Raw genomic sequence first — 22,349 nt, 5'->3', positions numbered from 1 at the left:
CATGCGCCCCCTGCTTCGCATCCTTACCGCGTTCGTATTCGCAGGGCTCGTAGTTGGAGGCCCTGCGAGCGCGGTCGCCGCCAATCACGACATCATCATCGCGCAGATGCAATTCGGCGCGGTGCCGCCGTTGCATGTCGGCGACGTGATCACCTGGCGTAATGATGATATATTCCGCCATAGCGTGACGGCACGCGACAAGAGCTTCGACATTGATCTGCCGCCGAAGGCGCAAAAAAGCATGACGGTCAAACAAGCAGGAAAAGTTGATTTCTATTGCCGCTTTCACCCGATGATGACCGGCACGCTTGATGTCCTGCCATAGGTTTGGCGGTGGATGCATGGAATTATGCTGGAGTGATCATGGTTGGCATTCCCACTGCGGCACCGAGGTACGTGCCAGACATGGCAAGGCTACCCGATGCCGATCTCGTCGTTCATGCCAGGATGGGCGACGAGAAGGCCATACGTGTCCTTGTGCAGCGACACAACCGCCGCCTGTTTCGATCGGCACGTGCCATCGTCCGGGACGACACAGAAGCGGAGGACATTGTTCAGGCGACCTATGTGCACGCCTTCACCCATCTCAATGCATTTCGCGACGAGGCCCAGCTTTCCACCTGGCTTACCCGGATCGCGCTCAACGAGGCGCTCGGGCGCATACGACGCCGGCAGCGCAACGTCGGTTTGGAGGAGGTCGACATGACTGCAGAGTCAGGACGGGGCGCGCTGCTACAATTTCCGACCCCGTTCTCGGTCGATGACCCCGAGGCCGAGTTCTCCCGCGCAGAAGCGCGCCGTCTACTCGAACGGGCGGTCGACAGGTTACCCGATGAATTCCGCGTGATCTTCGTGCTGCGGGACGTAGAGGGAATGAGCACGGAGGAGGCAGCGTCGTATCTCGACATCAAGCCTGCAACGGCCAAGACGCGGTTACACCGCGCACGCAAGATGATGCGGATTGCTATCGAAAAGCAGTTAGTGGGGGCATTCTCTTCGCTGTTTCCGTTCGACGGAGCGCGATGCGTAGCGATGGCCGACCGTGTCGTCGAACGACTACGGATTACTCGATAGCTGATCGTCGCAAGATGACGGCAGAACGTTATCGCGCGCGGAAAACGGAGAGGCGCATGTCCTTGCCGCACCGACCGGGCGTGGCTCGCTGCCGACAATAATGGCCGGGCGGCCATAGTTCGCCCGATCATTTCCGCGATCGACAACAGGGGAGCGATTAGTTTTCCGTTAGAAGCAGCCCTGCAAGGATCGCCTCCGACTGCATGGGCGGGATCGTCGTCGCGTCCAATGCGGCCACAAGGGGCGCGAGATAGGCCGGCAGGCCAGCCGTGGCCCTAAAGAAACTTTGTGATCGACTTGAATTCGTCGATGGATTGCCGCTTGTCCCGCGGCAGTGCACCGACCGTTTCCTCAAGGCAGTGATCGAGGTGATCCTGAATGAGCGTCCGCTTGGCGTTAACGATCGCCTTCTCGACAGCGGAGAGCTGCTGGGCGATATCAATGCATGGCTTGCCACCCTCGATCATGGCGATGACGCTCTTCAGATGCCCTTCGGCCCGCTTCAGGCGCTTTATAATCTCTGGATGGGTGGCGTGGGTGTGCTCGGTCATATCGTCCTGTATCCCCCTAGTGGGGATGAGTGTCAATGTTGGCCCGGAAGCGCACTTGACTGGGGGTCAAGGGGTCGCAACCCGCAATCTCGAACGATTTCAATGATGATGCTCTTCCGGCTCGTCCATCCGGAACGGAAGGACTTCGACTTTGTCACCTGCCTTCAGAACGAGTTCGGCATCGAACTCATGCGGTTCGGCGGGAGCTTCCGCGCTCTGCATTGCATGATGGTCGATCGGGGATGGCAACAGCGGCAACGTTTCGATGACACCGCCTGGCCGTTGGATGTTCACCACCGCCTGGAGATCGCGATCGTGGCTGGCGATCGACAGCCGCATCCGCTCGCCGTCGGGGGTATCAACGATCTCGAGAAGCCCGGTCGCCAGCGAGGAGTTGACGGTGAACGGGTCGGGAGCATGGTGATGCCCCTGATCGCCGTGATTGGCGGCCACGGCTGAGGCACCCGCGGTATCGAACTGGATCGTCGCGCTGCCTAGCGGCGCAAGATGAGTATGCAATTCCTCGCGAAGGGCAAGTGCGATGCCATTCGCCTCGGCGAGCGTCTTACCGTCCTCGACTGCGATCGTGACGTCGGCGTGCAGCTTGTGGCCAAGCCATCGAGCTTTGACATCGGTGATCTTGGCGACGCCCGGTACGTGTGCGGCCGCATGGCGGACTTCATCTGCAATGCCCAGCTCGACACCGTCAAGGCTCCGGGTAATGACGGCACGGGCCGACTGCCAGACGATGCCAAAGATTGCGATCGTAATCAGAAGCCCGATGATCGGGTCGGCAAGCGGGAAGCCCAGGTAGACGCCGATCGCGCCCAGAACAACGGCCAGGCTCGTGAGACCATCGGTTCTGGCGTGATAACCATCGGCGATCAGGGCGGCACTGTTCATCGCACGGCCGATCTTGATGCGGAAGATCGCAACGATTTCATTTCCAAGGAAACCGATGATGCCTGCAGCGGTGACCCAGCCAAGTTGTGTGATCGGCTGTGGGTGGATCAGACGATTGACTGCCTCATAGCCGGCCACGATAGCACTGAATAGGATGATGAGGACGATGAGCATCCCCGCCAGATCCTCGACGCGGCCAAGCCCGTAGTTGAACCGGGCTGTCGCCGGTCGCCGCACAAGCACGAAGGCAATCCAAAGCGGAATGGCGGTTGTCGCGTCGCCGACATTGTGGATGGTGTCGGCAAGCAAGGCCACCGAACCGGAAATGAAGACGACGATCAACTGTAGGATCGCGGTGATCGCGAGGATCACGAAAGACCACTTGATTGCCCAGATGCCGCGTTCGGATGTCGCGATGCTTGGGTCGACCACCCCGTGGGTATGGCCGTGCCCCCCACCCTCCCCATGCGAGTGGCCATGGGCGCCGTGTCCATGCCCATGCCCTTGGAGCACATCAGCGCCTCCGAAAGCGAGCCATTCCTTGATAGTCGTGAACATGAAAGCCTCGTCGTCAGATCCAATCCATACGGGATAGCCCCGCAGCGTATTCGGCTTCTTCCTATCCCCCTGGATAGGATCAGGCAAGTGAACTGCATCCGCCTGCAGTTAACTGCCGTGCTGGGAATAGATCGGGCCAAACAGCACCGTTGTCGTTGGTGCCGCTTTTGCATCCACGACCGGCGTGACTTTGCTTGCCTTCAGAGCGCGTCTGAAAAGAGCTTGAGCTGCCAGCGTTCGACCATGGCACCTCTCGACTTCAGGTAGGTGTCAGGCGACTGAGGCATCCCATCGCGAAACGACAGGAGCCCGAATGTACAAACTCGACGCCGCCACTACCGCAGGATTAACTGGTTGGCGGGGAACCGCCTTCTGGCTGTCGCTGCCCAATGGTGGAGCAGCTCTGAGCGGATAAAAAACGCGCCACCTCCTGATCGCTGCCGGCCTGACCTTCCTTGTCGGGCTTGGAATCAATCAGATCATTTTGCTTTTCGATCAACGCGTCCGGCCCTATGACGCTGGGATTACACGACTTCTGATCGAACGTAGCAGCGATCCCTCGTTCCCATCCGATCATGCAACGGCAAGCTTTGCGATTGCCGTTGCTTTCCTGATCCATAATGGCATCTCGATGAGCGTGTGGTTTCCACCAATGGAGCGAAGCAATGGCTATGGCGCGCCGTGGATGAAAACGGTGTTGTTCTGGACGTGCTCGCTCAATCGCGCCGCGATAAAAAGGCCGCAAAGCGCTTGATGATCAAGCTTCTGAAGGCACAAGGTATCAAGCCGGGCGTCATGATCACGGACAAGCTTCGCTCCTATGATACGGCAAAGCGAGAGATCATACCTTCCGTTAAACACAGATCTCATAAGGGACTGAACAATCGGGCAGAGAATTCGCATTTGCTGTTTCGACGACGCGAGCGGATTATGCAGCGATTCAAACCCGCACGCCACCTTCAGCGCTTCGTTTCAGTCCGTGAGCAGGTACAAAATCTCTTCCACCTTCCATGCCATGAAATGACGTCATCCGACTTCTGCGATTTTCGCCATTCTGCCATCCAGACCTGGCATGAAATCGCTCGTCTCAATGTCGCGTAAAAAATGAGCGCCAACGCCTATGCTCGGCTTGCCGGCGATAACTTTGCGATCCCGTCTACTGTGTTCAGTCACCAATGGTGCGATTTGCATTGCCACGCCTTTCGCGATAGAGGCTCACATTCGCCCGAAGCCGCTTCAGCCGTCGCGGCGTTGTGAAGCACGGGCACCAACATCGCGACGCGAACATCAGACAGGGGACCCCATGAGCGACCAGAACGACGATTATGTGTACGATGAGGCCACCGGTGAATGGCGGCCAGCCTCCGAGATTGCCGCGGAGGCTGCAAAGGCATCAATGGTTCGCGATGCCGCCGGCAATGTTCTTGTCGATGGAGACAGTGTTGTGCTGGTCAAGGACCTGAAGGTCAAGGGAGCCGGCCAGACGTTGAAGCAGGGCACTGTCATCAAGTCGATCCGCCTCACCGAAAATCCGGAGGAGATCGACTGCCGGCACGACGCCATCAAGGGCTTGGTCCTGCGCACGGAATTCGTACGAAAGCGCTGATGATCGCGCCCGCTTGTCGGCGGCATCTCGTTTAGCTACCGCGTGGGTGCAATGACAGAGTGGACATCCTCCCCCTGCCGTACGGTTCATTCCGTCATGCAGAACGGAGGAGTGCCTCGATTTCGGCTCGCGCGGGCATAGCGGGCGCTGTGCCGGGGCGCGTCACTGCAATGCCGGCCGTCACTGACGCAAAGCGCACGGCGTCAATCGGCGCGCGGCCTTCGGCAAGGGCTGCCGCAAATCCGCCGAGAAAGGCGTCCCCCGCCCCGGTCGTGTCGATCACCTTGCCCGCGGCAACAGCCGGAATGAATTCGCTATGGCCTGCTGTTCGATAGAGCGAGCCTCGCGCGCCGAGCGTGATAATTGCCGTCTTCGCGCCGCGCTGGAGAAGCGTTTCGGCCGCCCTCACCGCCTGCTCCTCGGTGTCGACCGGATGGCCGACGATACCTGCGGCCTCGACCTCGTTCGGGACGATGAAGTCACATAACGGATAGATATTATCGGGGATCACCTGTGCCGGCGCAGGATTGAAGATCGTCGTAACGCCAGCCTTCTTCGCGATCGTGAGACCGTGGATGGCGGCTTCGATCGGCTGTTCGAGCTGGGTCATGAATATAGCGGCGGCTTCGATCTCCGCCCGGTTGGCGTCGACGTCTTCAATGCCGATCAGGCCGGCCGCGCCGGGTGCTACGATAATGGCGTTATCGCCATTGTCCTCGTTGACGAAGATGAAGGCGGCACCGGTCGACACGCCGTCCATGCGCATCACATTGGCCTTCACGCCCGCCGCCGCGTAGGCCGCAAGTGCCATGTCGCCGAAGGGATCGTTGCCGACGCGCGAGATGAAGACGACCTCGCCGCCTGCTTTCGCCGCAGCAATTGCCTGGTTCGAGCCTTTGCCACCGGGGCCGAGAGAAAAGCCGGAACCGATCAGAGTTTCGGCGATATGCGGCAGGCGCTTGGCCTTATAGGCGGTATCGGCGGCGAAGATGCCTAAAATAACAATGGTCTTTCTGTCACTCATCGCGCCACCTCGTTAGCTGGAATGACACCCTTGGTGAGAATGAAGCAGCCGTAGAATCGCATCTCTCCAGTTGCGACAACGCAATAGGCCTTGCGGGCAATGTCGTAGAAAGCCATCCGCTCAATCGGATACATGGGCGCCGCCTTGTTCTCTACACGATCGACCACGGCCTGCACCTCCTGTTGCACGTCCGGAATTTCGTCCGGTTTGCCGATGACTTCCATGCGGCCAACCGATGGCTGCAGCGGCGTGTCGAGCGGGAAGACCGAGAGGATCGCCTCGATCGCCTTTGGTGCGGGCGTGTTCTCCATTGTCAGAAGGTGACCGAGTAGCGAGTGCCGTGCGACGGAATCCGAGGGGAAATTCGTGTCGGAAACGACGAGGTAATCACCATGGCCCATGTTGGACAGCGCCTGGAGAATATCGCCATTGAGTTCTGGCCTGATACCTTTGAGCATTGATTGTTTACTCCTGTTGGGGGCTCTTCGGGCCTTCTGTCGGTTGATCGCCGGCTTGGTCGGGCGGCGGAGGCGCTGTCGACCCGCGGATGACAAGCGAGGCGCTCAAGGCTTCATCGCCGGGTTCTAGTGCCTTTTCGAGCAACAATTCGACGGCGCGCCTTGCCAGCTGGTCCGTCGGCTGGCGCACGGTCGTCAGGCGTGGCACGACAAGATTGGCGAGATGGATATCATCGAAACCAGCAATGGAGAGGGCGCCCGGCACATCGAGGCCAAGGTCGCGCGCTGCACGAAGCACTCCGATCGCCTGCTGGTCGCTCGCGGCGGCGATAGCTGTTGGCCGCATGTTGGGCGGCTGGGCAAGAAGCCGGCGCGCGATGACCTCGCCAGATTCGTAGTCGAACCGACCGGAAAATATTTCCAGCTCGGCCTTGGCATCCAACGCGCGGATGCGGTCCACAAAACCCTCCCGGCGCGCGCGCCCGGCCTCTGTATCGGCCGGACCCGCAATATAGGCGATGCGGCGATGACCGAGTTCGTAAAAATGATCGGCAACGAGCGCGGCCGCCTCGGCGTGATTGATGGAGATCAGCGGAAAATCGGCAAAGCGGCGATCGAGCGACACGATCGGCACCTTGGTTTTCACATGCGCGGAGTGGCTAACATTCGCCGCGACAATAATGATGCCCCGCACAGAACGATCTAGAAAGGCCGAAATGTGGCTTTGCTCGGCCTCGCGGTCGTTGTGTGAACTCGCCAGCATCAGCGAATGGCGGTACTCAAAGGCCGCGCGTTCTGCACTGGCCGCCATTTGCGAGAAGAACGGGTTGGTAATATCGGGAACGATCAGCCCGATCACATCCGTCGTGCTGGTGCGTAGCGCCCGGGCCATGACATTCGGTCGATAGCTGAGCGCATCGATCGCATCTTGGACCCTGTCGCGCAGCGCTGTCTTGACGGAAAGCTCGCCGGCAAGCACCCGCGACACCGTACCCACCGAGACACCCGCCCGCATGGCGACATCCTTGACTGTGGGTATCTTGTCCATGTGCAAACACTACCGCCGCTATTTCACTGCGCCGGCTGTCATGCCCGCGATGATGTGCTTTTCGAGCAGGATGCCGACGAATACAAGTGGCAAGATCCCAGCCGTAGAAAGCGCCGCCATGGACCACCAGTTAATCCCCTGACTGCCTGTCTGGCTGGCGATCATGACCGGCAGCGTATTCGTGTTTGTCGACGTCAGTAGGGCCGCGAAGAAATATTCGTTCCAGCACAGGATCAGGGCCAGGATGAAGGCCGCGACCATACCCGGCGCCACCAGCGGCACGATGATGCGGCTGAACGCGCCCCAGATTGATAGGCCGTCGACGAGTGCCGCTTCCTCGAGTTCCACAGGAATAGTCGCGAACTGGTCACGCATGATCCAGATGACGATCGGCAGAACCATCAACGTGTAGACCGCAATCAGTCCGCCAAAGGTGTCAAGAAGCGCAAGCTGCTTGTAGAGGACCAGAAATGGCAAGGCCAGAACGACCGGCGGCATGATGAGCTGCGACAGGAAGAAAAAAGATATGTCGGAATTGCGCATATGCCCGAATTTATAGGAGAAGCGGCTGAGCCCATAGGCGGCAAGCGATCCAAGGAAGACGGCAAGCGCCGAGGCGGCCCCCGAAATCAGGGCGCTGTTCCACAGCCGGTGCATGAACTCGTCGCGAACGGTCGAAGTCTGGCTGAGCGCGTCGGGCGAAAGCCCGAGAGAGCGCCAGCCGAGCCAGCTCGGCGTGAAGTCGTACCAGGGCACGATATTGCCCTTCATCACATCGGGCGCAGTCTTGAACGAGGTCGAAATCGTCCAGAAAAGCGGAAAAAGGCTAACGATCGCCCAGGTCACCAGAAGGCCATAAACCACAAAGCGCATTGCCCACCAGCGAGCGCGCTGGCGGCGGGCGAATTTGTCGAAGTCGATTGCAGCCATCAGATTCTCCCCGTCATGCGCTTGACGATGCGGTCGGAAATATTGATCAGCGTTGTCATGCCAATGACGATTATTACCAGGTAGACGAGCGCCAGAAGCGTTCCATAACCCACGTTCGAACGGTCGCGATACTCGCGATAGATAAAGCTGGTAACGGAATCCGTGGCGCCGCCCGGGCCGCCGGCCGTGACCGTGATGATGATGTCGGCGAGCTTGAGCTTGAAGATGATGCGGATCATGACCGCCGTCACCGAAACCGGCAGCATCAGCGGGAAGATGACTTGCCAGAAGCGCTGCCATTTCGTTGCGCCATCGACTTCTGCAGCCTCCAGTACTTCGCGCGACAACGATTGCAGGCCGGCAAGAAGCATGATCATCATGAAAGGAATGAACGTCCAGGCATCCATGACCATGATCGAAAGCTTGGCGGTCAGCGGATCGCCGAAGAAGGACGGATTTTCCCAGCCGAGCCACCGGGCAAGCCGAGCAATTGGCCCGAAGCGTGTCTCCAGCATCGATTTTCCGACCATCCAGCCTACCGCAACGGGTGACAACATGAGCGGGAGGAGAAAGGTCACACGCCAGAATTTGCGAGCAACGATCTCCTGGCTCAGCAGCAGTGCCAAACCAAACGCGATCGCATATTCAACCACGATCGCAAGAGCATAATAGACCATGTTGATAAGCGCGTTGAGATAAAACGCATCCCCCAACATTTGACGCAGATTATCCAGCCCGTTGAATTGCCGTCCTGTCGGCGAAGCCAGGTTCCAGTCGGAAAATCCGACCCAAAGCGCAAAGAGAAGCGGGAAGACCACCATGGACACGACAAAAAGGGCGGCCGGCAGCACGAACAGCGCCTTCTTTCCCGCCTCGCCGTGAATGACGACACGCGTCGCGCAAAGGACCGCTGCCCAGATAAAGTAGGCGTAGAGCACAGGCCGCCAGTTTTCGAAGCCCAATTGCGTCCAGCCGAGGTCATGGGATGACTGAAGCATAAACGAGGCGGCAAACCAGGCCGCGCTCACCCACAGGGCTGCATAACCCCAAAAACGCCGGCTCGCCGAAATCGAGCCGGTTTCGACCGTATGCAACAGGTCGCCTTCCATTGTCGACATGATAGTCCCCGTCAAGCCATTCGAAGGCCGACGGAACGCGATGTCCCGCCGGCACAATCACTTCTACGAGATCAGAGCCCGAGGCTCGCGCGATACAGTTTCAGCTGCTTGTCGCGGCCGATCTGATCGGTGATCTTTTCCCAGGCGGCGGCAATGGCGTCCGCCGTTTCCTGGGCCGACTTGTACTTGCCGCCATAGCCTTTCGCCAATTCGTCTTCCGCAACGGAATAGTATTGGAAAATGCCCGGGATACGCGGCTCAACAGCACGGTTCGGGTGGTTATAGGAGCCGAATTGCGACTTTAGATAGTTCGAAATGTAGTCGCCCTTGTAGCCCGCGGCCACCCATTCCTCGATCTTGGACTGGCTGTTGCGGTGCACCTGGAAGCCGGACGGATACATGGCCGTCCAGATCGCCAGGTCCTTGCCGCCCAGATGGGCGGCGGCGCTCCAAGCAGCGCGGTGTTTCAGCTTGTCGCTTTCCACGCGGGCCATAACATAAATGCCCCATCCGAGATAAGCACAGTTCGGCGCGTAGTTCACGCCATCCTTTGCCTTCACCCATTTGCCCGCCTTACGGTCGTACACGTCCTCGGAGCCGGGCAGAATGTCGAAAGCAGCAACCTCGCCGACTACCGATGTGTCGGATGTGTTTGCCTGCTGGCCGATATCGCCCCACCAGGTGACCATGGAACCAGTGCCGGCGAGGAACTGCTGGAACCCGGTCGTGCCGGGATCGGCGTTGATCTGGTCGGTGGGTTCGTAAGATAGGAGGTCCATCGCTTCCTGAATAGCGCGGACCCAGCCAGGACTGTTGACGAGCGGCTTCATGTTTTCCGGGTCGAACAGCCAAGCCGGATCGCCCGGCATCTTCACATAGGCGGTTGCCCGGTCTTCCAGGAAGTAGAAACCAAACCCACCCCATCCTTTGTACGGGTCGAGGTAACCATATGCCGGTCCGGCCGACAGCGGATCCTTCTTGCCTTTTAGAAATTTGGAGACTTCTTGAACCTGGGCCCAAGTCTTCGGAACGCTCCACTCACCAGAATGGCCTTCGTCCTTCCAAGCCTTCGCAAGGGTCTCGTCTTTGAAATAGTCAGCGCGGTAGTTGAAGTTATGACAGTCGCCGTCAATCGTCACGCGATAGGTCTTACCGTCCCAAGTTCCGACAGGAGGCTTCAGATAATCGACGTAGTCGTCAATATCGATCTGCTTCTTTACCCAATCGGGCATCTCGGACAGCAGGCCCTTGCCGGCCGTATCCCCCTCGAAGGGCGCCCCCATTTCAAGAATGTCGAAATCGACGGTGCCGGTGGCGATCGACTGCTGCAGGCGGGCATTATAGTCGGCTTGGGCGAGGTCGATCCAGTTGATCTTGGCGCCGGTATAGGCCTCCCATGGCTTCAGGAAGCCGCGGAACAGGAAATTGTGGAGGTTCTGGTTGTTGAGCCCCATGAAGGTCAGCTCAACGCCGGCAAACTCGCCCTGCTTGACATTGGCCTTGGTTGGCCCAAGACAAAGCTCACCGACCTTCTGCCAGTCCGCATCCGTAGGTGCGCCCTTGCCTACGCCTGGAATCTTCAGAATTTGTGCGCGGACGTCATCGGCGGCAAACGCCGGAGCCGGCAATCCGCCCATGACGCTGGAAACACCCATCAGCGCGGCAGCGCTCGCCGTGCCGCGCAGGACATCACGACGGCTTGCCTGACGGCGCATTAGTGCATCGTATACTTCGAGTTTCATGTGTTCTCCTCCATTTTATCCCCGGTGATCTGCCCGCCGGATGAGGCGGAACCAGTCGCGAAATTTACACTGGTCTCCTGCAGAACTATCTGTTAAGCAAAGAAATGAAACGTTTCATCGTTTGCGTGTGACACCGCTCCTCTCGGTCTCGATGGTAAGAATTAGACAGTGGCGGTAAAATGTCAATCGAAAATGAAACGTTTCATGGAGGGGAAATTCCGCGAGATTTCGGAAACGCGGCGCGGGCGGAGTCTGCCTGGCCGCGGATGAAAAAAGCGTCGAAAGAATGGGAGAATGCCTCGGTATCAGCCTTCGAGAACAGGCTTTGATGGGGCAGAAGGGAGCGAGATGGCTGAAGTTAAGGTATCTGGGGCGCAAAAAACCTATGGCGCCATGAAAGTCCTTCACGGGATCGACATCGAAATCGATGATGGCGAATTTGTCGTGCTCGTCGGCCCGTCTGGCTGCGGCAAGTCGACGTTGCTGCGGATGGTGGCGGGACTGGAAAGCATTACGGGCGGCACGATTTCAATCGGCGGCCGCGTCGTTAACAACATGCCCCCTAAGGATCGCGACATCGCGATGGTATTCCAGAGCTATGCGCTCTATCCGCACAAGACAGTGGCGGAAAACATGGTCTTTGCACTACGCCTGCAGAAGCAGCCGGCAGACGTCATCAGGCAGCGCCTCCAAGCCGCTGCCGAAACGCTCGATCTCGTGCCTTATCTCGACCGCTATCCGCGTCAGCTTTCCGGCGGTCAGCGCCAGCGTGTCGCCATGGGCCGGGCAATCGTCCGCTCGCCGCAAGTCTTCCTGTTCGACGAGCCGCTGTCCAACCTCGACGCTAAGCTGCGCGTACAAATGCGCAAGGAAATCAAGGAACTGCATCAGCGACTCAATACGACGACCATCTATGTAACCCACGACCAGGTAGAAGCCATGACCATGGCCGACAAGATCGTGGTCATGCAGGGCGGCCATGTCGAGCAGATCGGCACGCCGCTCGACCTCTACGACTGGCCGAACAACACGTTCGTGGCGACCTTCATCGGCTCGCCGTCCATGAACCTCATGAAGGGCAAGTACAAGGCCGATGGGCACGTCTTTGTTTCCGAGACCGGTGACGAGATCGCTCTTGGTTTTGCTCCCGCTGCCACTGACGGTCAGGCAGTCCAGCTCGGCGTTCGTCCAGAACATCTGCAGCTCGGCGAAGCCGGCCTGAAAGCAACAGTGAATGTGACGGAGCCAACCGGCCACGAAACCATGGTCTTCCTGCGCTACGGCAATAGCGAACTGGTTGCGGTCTTTTCCGAACGGCACGATTTCCGTCCTGGAGACGAAGTCACCATTGTCCCGCGCGTCGGAAAGCTACATCTCTTCGATGCACAGTCAGGCCGAACATTACGGCAGTAGCGCTTCAATGTTTAGAGCGACGTAAAGGCCCAAGGTCACGCACCTGCCGGAGAATCTCCGAGCCAGCTCAGTTGGTGGTTAGCATACTGACCACCGTTGCAGTCGCGCGATGGCAAGGTCCGAGGCGTCGCTGAAGCCGAAGCCTTTCGCGCTTGAAGCGGCCAGAACGGCGATAATTTATCGACGCCACGGCCGAGTTTGGCGCCTGTGGAGCTGATCCGGCGATCAATCGCGGTGAGATTGAAGGTCGATCCAGGTACAAAAATGTACATTTATTCTACCAACACTTGCTCAGGCGACATTCGCACAGCTTAAATAAGAAAAAGTCCTATTTCGATCAGCATAATAACGCGCGCACTCGGAGGTTGAATCAATTCTTTGGCGATTAACCATGTGTATTTCAAATAGTGTAACGACCAGTATGCCATAAATAGTGCCGTTATGCTGTGAGTCGCGCGATGGAAATACTAAAAGCCAAACAAAAACTGCTGAACTTCATGTCCATTCGGTCGGATAACGCGGACCTGCTGAAAGCTCAGTACCACGCCTTCACACGGCAGATGCCGATGATGTATTTCATCCTGATTTCGAGCACTTGGGCGCTTTCCATTACCCATATGCAGTCAGCGCCGATTTGGCTCACTGTTGGCATTCCCGCACTTTTCACGCTCGGCTGTACGCTTAGGATCGGATTCTGGTGGAGAACGCGGAATGCGGAGCCCGGGCCGGACGTGGCTTACGCCGCACTCGTACGCACCAACCGTCTGGCTGTCGGCATTCCCATCGCATTTACCGTCTGGTCGTTTTTGCTGGTGCCTTACGGCGATGCATATGCGCAGTCTCATGTTGCCTTCTATATGGCAATCACCGTTATCTCCTGCATTTTCTGTCTGATGTATGTTCGTTCGGCAGCATTCATAGTGACTGTGATCGTCAACGGAGCATTCATTGTATTTTTCATCACATCAAGGCAGCCGACCTTTATTGCCATAGCTGTCAATGTGGCGCTGGTCTGCGCTGGCATGATGTCGATTCTCCTCACCAATTACCGCAATTTCGAGCGTATGGTCATCGCGCAACAACGCACAGAAGCGCTTAGCAATGAAAACCTCTTGCTTGCGAATATCGACAGTCTGACGGACCTACCCAACCGCCGCGCGTTTTTTGCGCATCTGGAAACGGAGTTCCAAAGGGCCAAAGCCGAGAACACCAGACTGGCCCTGGGGGTCATTGATCTTGATGGCTTCAAGCCGGTCAACGACCTTTACGGACATTCAGCGGGAGATAAGCTGCTAATCGACGTCAGCAGGCGCCTGACGACCAGCTTGAAAGCTAGTCGAGCATTTCGATTGGGCGGTGACGAGTTTGCAATTGTCGCGCCGGTCGCACCTGACGATACTCAGCTCCTAGCAAACGCCAATGCCATTTCCGAATGGCTACGGGCACCCTATCATCTGCCCGAAGGAACGGTGCACATATCCGCGTCGATGGGAATAGCTGTCTTTCCAAACCTCGCTTCCACGCTGGAGCAGCTGTTCGACAGGGCGGATTACGCCCTTTACCATGCCAAAAGAACACGCCGCGGGGGCGCGGTCTTATTTGACGTTGAGCATGAAAAGCAAATCAACATCGAAGCACGCATTGAGCACCTACTCAAGCAAGCCAATCTGGAAGACGAACTTTCGGTCATGTTTCAGCCGATTGTGAATATAGACTACGGGCAAACGGTTGGCTTTGAAGCCTTGGCCCGCTGGCACAGCCCAGTTCTCGGATGTGTGTCACCGGCGCAATTCTTCTCCATTGCAGAACGGGCCGGCATCGTCGGTTCGCTGACGCGTCCTCTGCTTAAAAAGGCACTTGTTTTCGCGTCGGAGTGGGAAAAATCCTTGCGCCTGTCGTTCAATCTGTCGGCCCACGATCTCAACACCTGCGAAGGAGTGCTGTCGTTAATCGGGATTATCGAAAGCAGCGGCTTTGACCCATGGCGTCTTGATCTTGAAATTACTGAAACGGCGTTTGCACATGATTTCGAGCAGATCAAATTGTCAGTGGAAATGCTACGACGCCTCGGTTGCGGCATTTCACTGGACGATTTTGGCACAGGCTACTCCAGCTTGACACGGTTACATGCTCTTCCTCTCACCAAGATCAAAATAGACCGCAGCTTCGTCACAGACTTACACAAAAGGCCTGCCAGCCTCAAAATAGTAAAGTCTCTGCTCACTCTCAGCCGAGACATGGGGCTTGAATGCGTGGTTGAAGGTGTTGAAACGCCAGAAGAGCTTGCGGCACTTAGGGGATTGGGAGGTACGCTGGTGCAGGGCTACCTCTATTCACGGCCGCTAAGCGACAAAGGTGCTGCCGAATGGTGTTTCAGCGCCGCGCGGCAAGCCGGCTCGCCAGCTAGCTGAGCCCCGGGTCATCCCTTCGAACCCGCAATGACAATTTAACGGATATTGCTTTATAATCAATGCCTTATCGATAACGCCGACACGATTGGAGATTTTCATTGTGAAACTATCGCGTATTCGAAATACGCGATAGTTACATATATGCCTCTTCATCTCGTCGGCGAAAATATTGACAAAAAGCGCGGTCACCGCCAAGCGGAGGCCGGTAAGCTCGTGCACCTCATGCGCGGCATCTATGTCGATGCTAACGACGATATAGACCAGACAATACGGACCCATGCTGTACGCATCGCCAAATATCTCTATCCGAATGCTTATCTGTCGGCCGCCAGCGCCGTCCTGCTCGGCCCGATGCGCGATGGTCGCCTGTTCCTGACTGGCCGCCGTGTGCAGCGACAGCGTATCAGGACGCTCGGTCCCGGCCGCGGCGATATCCAGGACACGTTCGAACAGAACCTGGCAAGGATCTTTGCGACTGTAGGCTCCAGATTGCCCACGGTCGTTCGCAAGCACCACTGTCCCCGTGCGAATTAAGCGCCGATGGCATCATCTGTGGCATGATTATCTGATCGCCTGCCTCGCGAGGACACACTGACTTGAAGTTTAAGGTGCTGCGGCCGGAGGTCATCTCACTGTGAAACTGCCGGAGCGGATCGATGATCGCCCAATCGCCTCCGCACCGCGCCGATACGTCATGGCGATTGAGAGTGGAACTCGCCGATGAGAGTGGAACTCGCCGAACCAATGGCTTTACGCAGTTAAATGAAATTGAACGGTCGTTCTGCTGTATGGCAATCGAAGCTCTTGAAAGGCTCCGAACTTACGTTCGGCAATCACATAAGTTACCATAACCAGATGATGGAATCTCGATGGCGATAAGCATCAAGATGAAGTCTGCGTTAGGGGTGGCTGAAACGGCAACGCAAAAATGCCCCGGACGATTTGTCCGGGGCGATCCTTTGGGCGTTAACCGCAACAAGACTTGAGTGCCTCTCTTGACCTCAGACCATCAGAACTCCGACCACTCCTGCTGGAGATGCTTCAGCGCGGCATTACCCTGCGTGACCGGAGCGGCGCGTGCAGCAAGTCGGCCCGTTGTCGGGGCTGGGGCAGGCCGGGCGACGGCCCTTGCCTGCGGCTCCCTACGCTCGGTTTCGCCTGTGCGGAATGCACTCAGAAGTTCGCCGAGACGGCTGCTTTCCTCGGCGAGGCCTGCGCCAGCCGCGTTCATCTCTTCCACCATTGCGGCGTTCTGCTGTGTCGCCTGGTCCATGTGATTGACGGCGCTGTTGATCTCCGACAGACCCATGGACTGTTCATGGGCGGCGGTGGCGATCGCATCCATGTGCTGATTGATCTGCAGGACGAGGTCGGCGATAGCCGCGAGGCCCTCGCCGGTGTCGTTGACCAACTTCACTCCCTCGCTAACGGCAATTTCGGAGTTGCCGATCAGGGCTTTGATCTCCTTGGCGGCGTTGGCAGAGCGCTGAGCAAGTTCGCGCACTTCCTGAGCAACGACGGCAAAGCCCTTACCGGCTTCGCCCGCACGCGCCGCCTCGACGCCGGCGTTAAGCGCAAGCAGGTTGGTCTGGAACGCAATTTCGTCGATGACGCTGATGATCTGGCTGATCTGTTTGGAGGAATGCTCGATCCTGCCCATGGCGCTGACGGCATTGCTGACGACTTGGCTGGAGTTTTCTGCCCGCGATCGGGCACCGCGTACCAAGTCGCGCGCATCGCCAGCTCGCTTGGAGGTCGACTGAACGTTGGCCGTCACCTCTTCGAGCGCTGCCGCCGTCTCTTCCAGTGATGCCGCCTGCTGCTCGGTGCGCTTGGAGAGGTTATCGGAAGCCTGCGAGATCTCGTAGCTGCCACCGTTTACGAGCGACGCGGCCTGGCCGACGCGGGACATGGCGGCGCGAAGCTGGCTGACCGACGAGTTGAAGTCTTGGCGCAGGGCTTCAAACTGCTCAGCGAGCGGCGTTTCGATCTCGCAGACCAGGTTACCGGATGCCAAATGACGCAGACCTGTCGCAAGCGAACCTGTTGCTTGCAGCAGCCTCTGCTCGGCCTCGGCTTCGGCGCGGCGTTGGACTTCGACGCGTTCACGCTCCGATGTCACGCGTGCCTCGGCAGCTTCGGATTCCAGCGCTTTGTTGCGCAGGGCTGCCTGCTGGAACACCTGTACGGAACGCGCCATGGCGCCGATCTCATCGCGCCGCTCGACGCCGCCGATCGAGACCGAGAGGTCGCCTCGGGCGAGCGTCGTCATCGAATTGGTTAGCGCGCCGACGGGCTTGGTGACGCGGAAGAGGATGACGCAGATGCCCGTGATACTCAGAACCGCGGCGACAAGGAAGGTAAGCCCGTAGGCGATCAGGCTGATGAATGCATCATTCTCGCTCGCGGCTGCTTTGGCCACCATGCCATCCGCGGCGGCAGCGGCGGTGTTTGTGATCGTGAGAAGGGCGGCGTTGCCGAGAGGGCGCCAGTCGTCGAGAGGCATCGCCTTCTTCTCACCGGCTGCGAACTTCGCAAGCAATGCACTGTGTTTCGCCGCAAAGTCGCCGCCGAAATAGGTCGCATTACTGACCTTGTAGGCGTCCTTGACAACCTGGGGCGTCGACTGATGGTTGACCAGGGTGCCGATCTGCCCCCAGATGAAGTTCGCAGCATAATCGAACTGTTGGATCTTGCTGACGTCCTCCGGCTTCATCGCCTCGCCCGAGGCGAGCGTGTTGACGAACAGGAGGTTCGCCGCTCCAGCTGTCGCGCGGGTATACCATGTCAATGCGCGGATCTGGATCATTGCCGCCATCGAGGGGTCACGCGCACGGATCTGGCTCTCGACGGCGGCCGAACCTGTTTCTAGCGCGGTTAGGAGCTGCTGGCCGAGGTCCAGCGTGGTTGCCTGCAGCGTTGGATCGCGATCGGCGAGCTTCTTGGCGACTTCGCCGTCGAGCTTTGAGCGGAATGCGACGACCCGATCGTAGGCGCTCATGACGTCGGCAATCGGCGCTTTGAGGGTCTCGTCGTCAATGTTCGCAGAGACCGACTTTGCCTCAGCCATATATTTGTCGACGATGGGCCGATCTGTTTTCAACAAGGCAAGCGTTGCGTCCTGAGTGCCAAGCTCGAGCTTGGCGAGCGACGAGCCGTCACCTCGCTCGTTGCGGAAGTTAGCCAGCGCCTGGAAGAACGCGCGGTCGAGCATGGTGAACTTCGAGACGTCGGCATAGGTGCTCTCGCTGCGATAGGCAGTGAGCATGGAGGATCCTGTTAGCACGCACAGAGCAAGGCTGAGAAAAAGGAAAATTCCAACGAGTATATTGCGAAGAGAGAAAATCATAATTCCTAACCTACGTTCGGGGCTCCGGGACGCTAGCCCGCTTCGCCGAAACCCGAATTTTTGGAGTACTTGCGGCGGTTTTTTGCAAAAACAGTCCGCGAGCTGCTGAGGGGACTCTCGAGCGCAGGCGCCTCATGGCCTGTCCAATCGGAGACAAAATAGTCCAGCTTCATTGAAACAGGATTAATGGTTTCCCCCGAAAATGCGTAGGAATGGTTACATTCGGGCACTTCTCGACGTCGTTGACGATTTTCAACACTATTTAAACACGGTCACCCAGAAATAGTGCCAACAACTAAAGTATAATATGCGATACCATCAAGTTAACCTAGGTGAAGGTGCCTTCTGAGAACAGACATTCTTGCTCCAACTTGCTTTCGGCCACACACATCCGAATGTTCGGCCTGCAATCGGATCGGACCCCGACATCGCCGTTGAAGGCGCCCACAAGTGTCCGTTTCGGTTTGGCCCTTCAAGTGGGAAACTGGCATATCGCTGCCAGGTTTAGCAGACGAGGCAGATGCATTTTTTTTCGTTACCGACTTCAGTCGACCTGCTTCTGTCAAAGCTATTGCCAGATCGAACATCAAATGAGACCCGCCGAATCCTAAATGGGCATTGCGTCAGACATTCCGGCGTAAACAATCAGAGTCGAGCTCTTGAGGGATCGGAACCGTCGGCCCCAACGGTCGATTGGTCGACCGTCTCACACATGAACCATTGATTTCAAATAGATAGTGAAAACCAATCGGTTCTGATGGAGACATTATACTTTTAGCTACGTGAACTACATTTGCTAAGAGGTAGCCGAAACCGCTTGTTTTGCAATCATAGAAAGCCGCTGCCTAATTCGGTATCAAACTACTCTTACGGAGTACATCTATAGGCGTAGAACTGCGTGGCAACTCTCCCGAAACATTATTTATATATATTTATTTACTCAATAAATACATTGCGTCATGAGTAACAATCTGCAACAACATAAACGAAAATAAAGAGAGCAGCGTACAGCAAGAAGCAATGGTTCGATTTAGACAAACGTTTTTCTATCGCAAGAAAAGAAATATTCAGGCAGCCGCAAGAAGAACAAAGGCCAAACCAAAGGTTGGGGGTATCGACCATGAACGGACAGTCATTAACGAATGAGAAATTCGCTTCAGAAACAGCAGCTCGCATCATTTCAGTTCGAACACCGGATTCATTGAGGCCGTTTGTTGCCTCGGGCATCGCCGGCGCGGCAGAATCAGAGGACTATGTCCTTCTGATCGATTCCAGGGCTCTGGACCGCGAGTGCCTATCAAGAAGCCTCACAGACTATGACGACAGCATGAATATCGTCACCGTAGCGTCGTTCGAGGAATGGCAGATACGGGACATGCAGGTCGCACCGTCAGCCGTTCTCTTCATGATTGGCGGACGCAAGGTTTCCGACTCCGAAATCAGCACGAAAATTTGCGCCTTGGTGGAGAGATTCAAGGCCAGCCCCGTGATCGTCGGCGCCGACAGCGACGAGCTCGCACAGCTTTTGCAAGCACTGGAATGCGGTGCCCGCGGCTATATTCCGACCAGTGTCGACGTCAAGGTCGCAGCGGAAGCGGTGGCCCTTGCCCGTGCGGGAGGTGTATTCGTGCCTGCCAGCAGCATTCTGGCTGCCAAGGAGTCGATTACTCCCGCCGCGAGCAAGAATTGCTGCCTCGACGGTCTGTTTACACCGCGCGAGGTCGTCGTTGCCGAGGCGCTGAGGCGCGGCAAGGCAAACAAGATCATTGCCTATGAAATGGACCTCTGCGAGAGCACCGTGAAGGTTCATATCCACAACATCATGAAGAAGCTCAATGCGACGAACCGCACGGAAGTTGCCTACAAGATCCGGGAACTCGTGCAGTAACGACGAGCTTTGTGCTGATTCCTATCACGCGTGGCCGCGCGGCTCGCTGACTCTGGGACCAGGGTTTACACTCTGGAAGTAGGGTTTGAGCTTCGCGACCCCCTTCATCGCCGTCTTGGGTGTTTGGTTGAATGCGCGCATCAGTCACCGTAGACCGCAATAGAAATATGATTGCCTTACATGCACAGAGGAGAAGACCCGCCTGGCCAGTGCGATAATGTCCCGCCAAGCCGCTCCGTCGATCTGCGTCTCTTTGACGGCGGATTTTTCAAGCCGGCAGTTTGACAGAGATCCTGCCGAGCATCACGCAGCATATAGAAGAGGTGGTTTGTAGGCCGCATCAGGTCCTAGCCGTGGCGTCGGTCGGCATGACGCGGGCGGTTCCTGTACAGGCGCATTCCACCAGCGATGGGCTTCCGGGCAAGCAGCGCAGCTGAAGACCCTCACGGAACGCAAAGATGAGTTCACCGCATTGCGCACGCCTGCCCTTCTCGAATTCGTCGAGCAGAGCAGGGAGCCGTGTGTGGATCGGCGCGAACCCCACTTTCGTGCCGTAGCCGATTTCGAATGAAATCGCTTTGAGCAAAAGGCTCAAATGTTGGTAACGTTAGCGATCCAGTGCTGTTGTCGGCGCACGACAATGACGAGACCGAGGATCTGGCTACAGCGGATTGGCTGACGTGCGGCCGGGGATGACGAAAAATTTCCGGACGGAAACCGCTCCCGGTCAACACCGAGAGCGGAGCAGCATCACTTATTTGGCTGCCTTGACGAACGCCGTCGTATAGGTTTTCGACAGGTCGATTGTCTTGCCCTGCACATTCTTCGAAAACTCGGAGAGCACGGCAAGAACGGTCTTCGGACCATCTTCCGGCATCACGCCATCAGGTGTGAACATCGCCTTGCCGTTTTCGAGCGCCTTCACATAACCGTCCTTGTCGCCGACATAAAAGTCCTTCGGCATCTTGTCGGCGATCTCGGCAGCGGAATGGGTGTTGATGAAATGCAGCGTCTTGACGAAGGCGTTGGCGAGCTTCTGAACTTCGTCCTTATGGGCGTCGACCCACGCCGCATCCATATAAAGCGACGCGGCCGGATAGGTGCCGCCAAGGACCGCCTTCGTTCCGGCCATGGTACGCATATCGATGAGGACCTTGGCTTCGCCGGTCTTCAGCAGGCGCGAGATCGTCGGCTCAGTCGTCATGCCGGCCTGGATGGCGTCCTGCTGCATGGCGGCGATGAAGGTCTGGCCGGCGCCGACCGGAACGGAGGTGAATTCCCCAAGCTTCAGACCGGCCTTGACGGCCAGATACTGCGTCAGGAAATTGGTGGAGGAACCGAGGCCGGTGACGCCAAGGTTCTTGCCCTTGAAATCGGCGGGCGACTTGATCTCCGGATGCTTGGCCGACACCAGCTCGACTTCACCCGGCGCCTGGCTGAACTGCACGACGGATTCGACGAATTTGCCCTTGCCCTGAAGGTCAATGCAATGATCGTAAAAACCGACGACACCCTGAACCGCGCCGGCAAGCATTTCGTTTTCCGCATCGACACCGGCCGGCTCGTTGAGGAGCTCGACATTGAGGCCTTCATCCTTGAAATAGCCGAGCCCTTCGGCAAGCTTGGCCGGTAGATAGATCTGCTTCTCGTAGCCGCCCACCATGATGGAAATCTTGTCGGCGGCGTGCGCCGCTGTCGCGCCGAGGGAAGCGGCGGTCATGATGAGAGAAAGGGCTGCGGTATGAATAAGCGCGCGCGATGAACGCATAAATGTCTCCTCCTGTTTGAATGCCGCGGCGACACCTGGTCACCGCCTTGGCATGAGCTTCCTCCACGAAGCCAGGTAGCTTCGCACGCGCAACCTTTCAGTCAGCTTTCAATTGACATCCTCACAGGCCAATAGTGCCGGCTGAACTTCTCCAGTGCGCCTAACGTCGGTCGCAGCGGCATGTCGTGCCCGGCGCGGCCTTCGCGGGGCTTTGAAATCTTCGCCGCGTGAAAACTGAGCAGAACCATTTCCGCGTCGCAGCTTCGAGCTTGCGGCAGAACGCGGAAGGGCGGGCCATCCCATAATCAACAAGTCCTTTTGGCGGCGCCTCGAAAGATATCATCTGACATGGTGATTGACTCATCACACCAGTTTGTGCTCCATTCCACGAATGGGAGACAGGCGAGGAAGATATGACTGCAATTGCTCTTTTCGGCGCGGGCGGCAAAATGGGCTACCGGCTCGCCAAGAATCTGAAAGGCTCGCGTTTCGACGTGCGCCACGTCGA

General features: G+C 57.5%; 16 protein-coding genes and 4 pseudogenes. 10 read left to right on the top strand and 10 right to left on the bottom strand.

What is annotated here, in order from left to right; translation table 11 throughout:
• The first annotated feature begins 1 nt into the window (after position 1).
• The gene (locus FHT28_RS35065; RefSeq protein ID WP_168598816.1) at positions 2–325 is read left to right on the top strand and encodes an amicyanin; all 324 of its coding nucleotides are present in this window, start codon (positions 2–4) and stop codon (positions 323–325) included.
• Between the two features lie 38 nt (positions 326–363).
• Positions 364–1,074: an RNA polymerase sigma factor gene (locus FHT28_RS35060; RefSeq protein WP_168598815.1), complete on the top strand. Its 711-nt coding sequence runs from the start codon at positions 364–366 to the stop codon at positions 1,072–1,074.
• A gap of 275 nt (positions 1,075–1,349) precedes the next feature.
• Here the strand turns inward: FHT28_RS35060 and FHT28_RS35055 are convergent, their stop codons facing one another.
• Both FHT28_RS35055 and FHT28_RS35050 read right to left on the bottom strand, forming a co-directional pair.
• Complete coding sequence (locus FHT28_RS35055; protein WP_168598814.1) at positions 1,350–1,625, bottom strand: metal-sensing transcriptional repressor; 276 nt, start codon at positions 1,623–1,625, stop codon at positions 1,350–1,352.
• 99 nt (positions 1,626–1,724) lie between these two features.
• Entirely contained in the window at positions 1,725–3,086 is a 1,362-nt protein-coding gene (locus tag FHT28_RS35050) for a cation diffusion facilitator family transporter (RefSeq protein ID WP_168598813.1), read from the bottom strand.
• Between the two features lie 345 nt (positions 3,087–3,431).
• On the opposite strand from FHT28_RS35050, the pseudogene FHT28_RS36635 reads away from it, so the two are divergent.
• The 3 genes and pseudogenes from FHT28_RS36635 to FHT28_RS35035 form a co-directional block, all read left to right on the top strand.
• Positions 3,432–3,705, top strand: a pseudogene (locus FHT28_RS36635) (phosphatase PAP2 family protein); the annotation flags it as partial.
• 2 nt (positions 3,706–3,707) lie between these two features.
• Positions 3,708–4,187: pseudogene (locus FHT28_RS35040) on the top strand (DDE-type integrase/transposase/recombinase); the annotation flags it as partial.
• A 202-nt stretch (positions 4,188–4,389) separates the two neighbouring features.
• Positions 4,390–4,692 (top strand): alkylphosphonate utilization protein, encoded by a 303-nt coding sequence (locus tag FHT28_RS35035; protein WP_037201108.1) that lies wholly within the window; start codon positions 4,390–4,392, stop codon positions 4,690–4,692.
• 94 nt (positions 4,693–4,786) lie between these two features.
• Here FHT28_RS35035 and FHT28_RS35030 read toward each other — a convergent pair whose 3' ends face one another.
• The 6 genes from FHT28_RS35030 to FHT28_RS35005 form a co-directional block, all read right to left on the bottom strand.
• Positions 4,787–5,716: a ribokinase gene (locus tag FHT28_RS35030; RefSeq protein WP_168598810.1), complete on the bottom strand. Its 930-nt coding sequence runs from the start codon at positions 5,714–5,716 to the stop codon at positions 4,787–4,789.
• Positions 5,713–6,174, bottom strand: a complete 462-nt coding sequence (locus FHT28_RS35025; RefSeq protein ID WP_168598809.1) for an RbsD/FucU domain-containing protein — start codon at positions 6,172–6,174, stop codon at positions 5,713–5,715. The genes FHT28_RS35030 and FHT28_RS35025 overlap by 4 nt, the downstream gene beginning before the upstream one ends.
• A gap of 7 nt (positions 6,175–6,181) precedes the next feature.
• The gene (locus tag FHT28_RS35020) at positions 6,182–7,222 is read right to left on the bottom strand and encodes a LacI family DNA-binding transcriptional regulator (protein ID WP_051964308.1); all 1,041 of its coding nucleotides are present in this window, start codon (positions 7,220–7,222) and stop codon (positions 6,182–6,184) included.
• Between the two features lie 18 nt (positions 7,223–7,240).
• Positions 7,241–8,152: a carbohydrate ABC transporter permease gene (locus FHT28_RS35015; protein WP_047562132.1), complete on the bottom strand. Its 912-nt coding sequence runs from the start codon at positions 8,150–8,152 to the stop codon at positions 7,241–7,243.
• Positions 8,152–9,270 (bottom strand): sugar ABC transporter permease, encoded by a 1,119-nt coding sequence (locus FHT28_RS35010; RefSeq protein WP_047562133.1) that lies wholly within the window; start codon positions 9,268–9,270, stop codon positions 8,152–8,154. The genes FHT28_RS35015 and FHT28_RS35010 overlap by 1 nt, the downstream gene beginning before the upstream one ends.
• A 71-nt stretch (positions 9,271–9,341) precedes the next feature.
• A complete protein-coding gene (locus FHT28_RS35005) occupies positions 9,342–11,012 on the bottom strand; it encodes an extracellular solute-binding protein (protein WP_037201095.1) in 1,671 nt (556 codons plus the stop codon).
• Positions 11,013–11,360: 348 nt separating this feature from the next.
• Between FHT28_RS35005 and ugpC the strand changes: the two genes are divergently transcribed.
• The 3 genes and pseudogenes from ugpC to FHT28_RS34990 all read left to right on the top strand — a co-directional run.
• Positions 11,361–12,425 carry a sn-glycerol-3-phosphate ABC transporter ATP-binding protein UgpC gene (gene ugpC, locus FHT28_RS35000; RefSeq protein ID WP_168598808.1) on the top strand — a complete coding sequence of 355 codons (1,065 nt, stop codon included), beginning with the start codon at positions 11,361–11,363 and terminating at the stop codon, positions 12,423–12,425.
• A 458-nt stretch (positions 12,426–12,883) separates the two neighbouring features.
• Positions 12,884–14,836 (top strand): EAL domain-containing protein, encoded by a 1,953-nt coding sequence (locus FHT28_RS34995; RefSeq protein WP_168598807.1) that lies wholly within the window; start codon positions 12,884–12,886, stop codon positions 14,834–14,836.
• A gap of 141 nt (positions 14,837–14,977) precedes the next feature.
• Positions 14,978–15,250, top strand: a pseudogene (locus FHT28_RS34990) (type II toxin-antitoxin system HipA family toxin); the annotation flags it as partial.
• A gap of 595 nt (positions 15,251–15,845) precedes the next feature.
• Here FHT28_RS34990 and FHT28_RS34985 read toward each other — a convergent pair.
• Complete coding sequence (locus tag FHT28_RS34985) at positions 15,846–18,185, bottom strand: methyl-accepting chemotaxis protein (RefSeq protein ID WP_168598806.1); 2,340 nt, start codon at positions 18,183–18,185, stop codon at positions 15,846–15,848.
• 1,327 nt (positions 18,186–19,512) lie between these two features.
• Between FHT28_RS34985 and FHT28_RS34980 the strand changes: the two genes are divergently transcribed.
• Positions 19,513–20,073 carry a response regulator transcription factor gene (locus FHT28_RS34980; protein ID WP_246705052.1) on the top strand — a complete coding sequence of 187 codons (561 nt, stop codon included), beginning with the start codon at positions 19,513–19,515 and terminating at the stop codon, positions 20,071–20,073.
• A gap of 754 nt (positions 20,074–20,827) precedes the next feature.
• On the opposite strand, the gene FHT28_RS34975 is transcribed toward FHT28_RS34980, so the two are convergent.
• The gene (locus tag FHT28_RS34975; RefSeq protein ID WP_168598804.1) at positions 20,828–21,841 is read right to left on the bottom strand and encodes an ABC transporter substrate-binding protein; all 1,014 of its coding nucleotides are present in this window, start codon (positions 21,839–21,841) and stop codon (positions 20,828–20,830) included.
• Positions 21,842–22,254: 413 nt separating this feature from the next.
• Here FHT28_RS34975 and FHT28_RS34970 point away from each other — a divergent pair.
• A pseudogene (locus tag FHT28_RS34970) lies at positions 22,255–22,349 on the top strand (semialdehyde dehydrogenase); the annotation flags it as partial.

This window comes from Rhizobium sp. SG570, assembly GCF_012275345.1.
Lineage (GTDB): Bacteria > Pseudomonadota > Alphaproteobacteria > Rhizobiales > Rhizobiaceae > Rhizobium > Rhizobium lusitanum.
Note: the sequence above shows the minus strand (reverse complement) of the source record. Positions and strands in the feature narration are given on the sequence as shown.

Coding starts and splice junctions, on each gene's coding strand:
- FHT28_RS35065 (WP_168598816.1), top strand. CDS start 2: ATGCGCCCCCTGCTTCGCATCCTTACCGCGTTCGTATTCGCAGGGCTC.
- FHT28_RS35060 (WP_168598815.1), top strand. CDS start 364: ATGGTTGGCATTCCCACTGCGGCACCGAGGTACGTGCCAGACATGGCA.
- FHT28_RS35055 (WP_168598814.1), bottom strand. CDS start 1,625: ATGACCGAGCACACCCACGCCACCCATCCAGAGATTATAAAGCGCCTG.
- FHT28_RS35050 (WP_168598813.1), bottom strand. CDS start 3,086: ATGTTCACGACTATCAAGGAATGGCTCGCTTTCGGAGGCGCTGATGTG.
- FHT28_RS35035 (WP_037201108.1), top strand. CDS start 4,390: ATGAGCGACCAGAACGACGATTATGTGTACGATGAGGCCACCGGTGAA.
- FHT28_RS35030 (WP_168598810.1), bottom strand. CDS start 5,716: ATGAGTGACAGAAAGACCATTGTTATTTTAGGCATCTTCGCCGCCGAT.
- FHT28_RS35025 (WP_168598809.1), bottom strand. CDS start 6,174: ATGCTCAAAGGTATCAGGCCAGAACTCAATGGCGATATTCTCCAGGCG.
- FHT28_RS35020 (WP_051964308.1), bottom strand. CDS start 7,222: ATGGACAAGATACCCACAGTCAAGGATGTCGCCATGCGGGCGGGTGTC.
- FHT28_RS35015 (WP_047562132.1), bottom strand. CDS start 8,152: ATGGCTGCAATCGACTTCGACAAATTCGCCCGCCGCCAGCGCGCTCGC.
- FHT28_RS35010 (WP_047562133.1), bottom strand. CDS start 9,270: ATGTCGACAATGGAAGGCGACCTGTTGCATACGGTCGAAACCGGCTCG.
- FHT28_RS35005 (WP_037201095.1), bottom strand. CDS start 11,012: ATGAAACTCGAAGTATACGATGCACTAATGCGCCGTCAGGCAAGCCGT.
- ugpC (WP_168598808.1), top strand. CDS start 11,361: ATGGCTGAAGTTAAGGTATCTGGGGCGCAAAAAACCTATGGCGCCATG.
- FHT28_RS34995 (WP_168598807.1), top strand. CDS start 12,884: ATGGAAATACTAAAAGCCAAACAAAAACTGCTGAACTTCATGTCCATT.
- FHT28_RS34985 (WP_168598806.1), bottom strand. CDS start 18,185: ATGATTTTCTCTCTTCGCAATATACTCGTTGGAATTTTCCTTTTTCTC.
- FHT28_RS34980 (WP_246705052.1), top strand. CDS start 19,513: ATGAATATCGTCACCGTAGCGTCGTTCGAGGAATGGCAGATACGGGAC.
- FHT28_RS34975 (WP_168598804.1), bottom strand. CDS start 21,841: ATGCGTTCATCGCGCGCGCTTATTCATACCGCAGCCCTTTCTCTCATC.